Genomic DNA, 3,766 nt, shown 5'->3' with positions numbered 1-3,766 from the left:
TGTGGTGCGGTACTTGCGCCGACCCCAGTTCGTCTCACTCATCATCCGAGCCTACTACCGCTGCGGCCCGGATTTGTGCAACAAAGCCGTTTGGAGTCAATAGTGCACATGAGATCAAGGTCGAATGTGGCTACTTTGGCGGTGAGAAGTACTTTGTTGATGGTGTGCTCGCGCTTAGCCACTGGAGCCTGCGGCCGAGCGGAGTGCGAAAGTTCAGCGCCCACGGGCACGACATCGAAATTCGAGTATCTGTGAACCATAAGGCTGCACGAGCAGAGGCACTGGTCGATGGGAAAGTGGTCGCAGAGGACTTGTTTTCTAGTTTCAATGCAAAGGTGGCGCGGCATCGGGGTGGGTCGCCTTGGCTTGTCAAGGTGGCGGTTTGGTTTGTTGTTGCACTGGCCATCTTCTGGGGGCTGAAGTTTTTTGAGCGAAGGCCTAACTTTTCCATCGAGCGGACCGACTCCAGCGCGCTTCCAGCCGCTGCTTATAGTTGACGCTAAGCGCCCGCATGGACACTTCGTTAGTGACGGCCGGTAGGGTGAGTGCAAGGATGTGCAAGGAAGCGGACACCCAGCGAAGTCAGCTGTCAGCGAGGCCCACGAGCTGGTCCTACCGGCCAACAGCGGACACGCTCGGCCCGACGCGAAAAAATCGCACCCTGCATTACCAAGTTCGAGCAACCATCGCTGATTTGTTCCATGCTCCTCCCCTCTCAGATTGTCGAAATCAGCGTTGACCAAGCTTGGCGCTACGAGACACCGTACCCCCCTTTGGGCTTCCGACCCTTCGCAGAAGGGGAACTCGGCAACGGTGATTCGTTTGGGCTCTATTGGCCTATCGGGCTGGAAACGCGAGAGCCCATCGTGGTCGAGACTTGGCACGATTCATGGCAGATTCAGCCGACGTACTCTTCGGTGTCTTCATTCCTGACCGCGCTTGAGAAAGCTGAGGGCGAATATCCTGAGCCTCCATCTATTGAACAGGACGCACGTTCACCACGAGCGCTGTTCGAGGATGCGAAGTGCAAAGTGCAGGCCCAAGCTGTCGCCGACGCCGTGTCGTTGTTGGAAAGGGCGTTGGAGGTTCTGCCCGAGTACACGGATGCACTTTGCCTCCTTTGGGCCCAGTATGTTCGGCAAGGTCGAATAGATGAAGCACTTGCAATCGCGGTCAAGGCAATCATCAGTCCTCCATCATTTGGAGGGCGTGCGACCAAGCCGCTTGGATGGTTGCAAGGTCGAAGCAATGCGCCGACCTTGGAGCGCGACCCGATTTGGCTGGGTCGCGCGGAACTAAAGCTGTCCTACGGAGGCGTCAAGGAGAACGGAGACTACGCCGTGTATAGAGCGGCCATCCAGACCTACCTCAATGCCTCGCAGTACGTTGAAGCGTGCACACTCATGCAAACCTATGCGGAACTGATGTACGCTGAGACGGTGGCCTTCCAAGAGCGACAAGGGTTCGTGAAGGCTGACTTCGTGGCTACTCAAATTGCTGCTAGCGGTATGCTGCCGCATGGGCCAAGGGCGTAAGACTGTGCTCGGCCATATGCAGTCTTTCAACCCTGACTCTCAATCGCCACCATGACAATCAAAGATGCAGAAGTCATCACTGCTTTAACGAGCAATGGAATTCCACTGGAACGATGGCTTGCTCTTGCTAGTCATCTCACGGGTTACGTCGATGACACGGGGTGTCTCAAGGCTTGCATCATTGAGGATGATGCATTAGCCGCTGCTGCAGTGAAGCTCCTCCAGGAACGCGGACAGATTCATCAGTCATTCATGCTCAAATCATGAAGAGCAGCAAGCAATGGTTGGAACTGCTCTTTGCTTTCAACATTACGATGACAGCCTACGGCCAAGAGCTGTCTTAAGTCTCAATCTAGGGGGATGTCGCCCAAGCCCAGTAGATTGCCGTGGCGGTCGCGGATCTGCATGGCGCTTGCGCTACGGTTATTGGTTTGCTGCATAAAGCTGCTCTTCCACAACTCGGAGCGGTCGTTCCGCCACCATTCACAGACTACTCCCTGAAGCCAGTGCCCTTCCAGAGATTGGCGTTTGCATTGCACTGAGCCGTCTTCACTGGCCGCCGCATCCCCAAGATCGCGGCTTAGCGTAATGAAGCGGGTTTCCTGCCATGATGGTTTGGTGTGATCCGGGCCTAAAAAAAGCAGCATCCATTGGCCTAGCAAGCCTTGGTGGCTACTGGTCTCGGGCTCCAGCGCTAGGCGCTGCATGCGTTGGTGCAGCTCCCCAGGGAGCTGCACCGTGCCAGCCACGCGGTTTGCATCCAGGCGCTGCTGATTGAGTTCGGCAAACTGCAATTGCATTTCACCCACTGGCTCTACCGCTCGAGCCGAGCGCTGTGGCCCACCAAAATAGCGGCCATCCGCATACCGAGTAAGCGCCATCGTAGTGGTAATGCCTGCATAGTCGTTACTACCCATGTGGAAGCTAGAGCGACCATCAGCCAGGTAATTAAAGACCTGGGCAATTGCCAGGCCGTTCTGCACATCCACGGCTATACCGCGCCCTGGTTTACCCGACAGCTCATCTGTGATGATCCAGGTGCCGTTGGACGGCGTAATAACCGGAGGGCCGCCGCAGTATCGTGGCCCGGTTTGCACATAGATCTGCTGGTATTGAAGGCATTCCGGTATGCCAGCTCCCCCGGCGGAGATTCCCATACCTATCAACGCATAGCGGCGGCTGGTTTCACCTTCACGCATCTCGATCTGGCCTTGTATATCAATGCCTACAACACGCAGTTGTGCCGAAGCAACCCAGGCGCTTCCGTCCTCAGGCTCTTGCCCTTGGCAGATGTAGGCCTCCAGTTGGGGGAGTTCTGAGCATTCCAATCGCCGGCTACTGGGTTTTCCGGTTATCTGGAACAGACCCAAATTCTCACGTCCTAACATGGCATCCCAGGCAATTGCCGGTTGCCCGGCCTCGTCCAAGCCAACCAATTTCAGCTGACGCCCTACCTTTCGAGGGGATAACTCACCAACCACGAACTGTTCGCTCATTGCAATGAATCGCTCCATTGCTACAGGCCCCTCTCCCGGAAACTGCACCGTACCCTGCAGTCCGTTGGCAAAACTCACCGTCACGTTGCCCGGCGATCCTAGTTCCACAGCATCCCGTGCGTCTCCACCAAAGCTGCGCCCGCCTTGGTACTGCATCAACGGCGCCGTGACAGTGTTGCCCTTCATCTGACCCGTTGCGGTGTAGAACGTCGCATCGCCATTCTTCTCGTAGCCAAAAACTTGCATGAAGAGGGTATTGCCTTGCACATCAATGGCCAGGCCGCGACCGGGTTTGCCGTCCAGCTCTTCGGAGACGACCCAGGTGCCAGCTTGTGGAGTGAAGTCGCGAGCTGCCCAACTGGCGGTGCAAGAAAAAACTGCTAACGAGACTACGATAGCGGAGCGTAAAAAACGAATTCCACTTGAGATTTGCATTTTCTCTCCCGATTTTTTATCAGTATAGATTGAAGTCTTTTTATAACCCAAGTGTCTGCTATGGGTCGAAAGCGCCTGTTCATTGCTCTTGAAAGCGGTCCTTGGCCTGTGTCTGTTTGCAGCGGCGGCTCTAAGATGTAGTGCAGACCTTCAAGGATGACCCGCTGCAATGACTGCTCTGGGCGCCACCAGTCATCGAACTTGTTGGGCTTTGTTGCATAAATCGGTTTGAGACTGAGTCTCCCCAAACCCCAGACGTAGTTATGCCACGGCCACCGTTTGGGGCGTGCCCAGCTCGGT

Annotated in this window: 4 protein-coding genes; 3 read left to right on the top strand and 1 reads right to left on the bottom strand. The window is 55.8% G+C overall.

Annotated elements, in window-relative coordinates:
- From HNP33_RS20915 to HNP33_RS20765, 3 genes are all read left to right on the top strand, one after another.
- The coding region (locus tag HNP33_RS20915) for a hypothetical protein (protein ID WP_221452160.1) at window positions 1-497 on the top strand (497 nt) is incomplete at its 5' end.
- A gap of 204 nt (window positions 498-701) precedes the next feature.
- Window positions 702-1,535 (top strand): hypothetical protein, encoded by an 834-nt coding sequence (locus HNP33_RS20770; protein WP_184711757.1) that lies wholly within the window; start codon window positions 702-704, stop codon window positions 1,533-1,535.
- A 51-nt stretch (window positions 1,536-1,586) separates the two neighbouring features.
- Complete coding sequence (locus HNP33_RS20765; protein ID WP_184711758.1) at window positions 1,587-1,802, top strand: hypothetical protein; 216 nt, start codon at window positions 1,587-1,589, stop codon at window positions 1,800-1,802.
- An 80-nt stretch (window positions 1,803-1,882) separates the two neighbouring features.
- Here the strand turns inward: HNP33_RS20765 and HNP33_RS20760 are convergent, their stop codons facing one another.
- Window positions 1,883-3,517: a hypothetical protein gene (locus HNP33_RS20760; RefSeq protein ID WP_184711759.1), complete on the bottom strand. Its 1,635-nt coding sequence runs from the start codon at window positions 3,515-3,517 to the stop codon at window positions 1,883-1,885.
- Window positions 3,518-3,766 lie beyond the last annotated feature (249 nt).

It is taken from the genome of Comamonas odontotermitis (assembly GCF_014207855.1).
In the GTDB taxonomy this organism is placed as follows: domain Bacteria; phylum Pseudomonadota; class Gammaproteobacteria; order Burkholderiales; family Burkholderiaceae_C; genus Comamonas; species Comamonas odontotermitis_A.
This window is presented reverse-complemented; position numbering and strand designations above follow the sequence as displayed.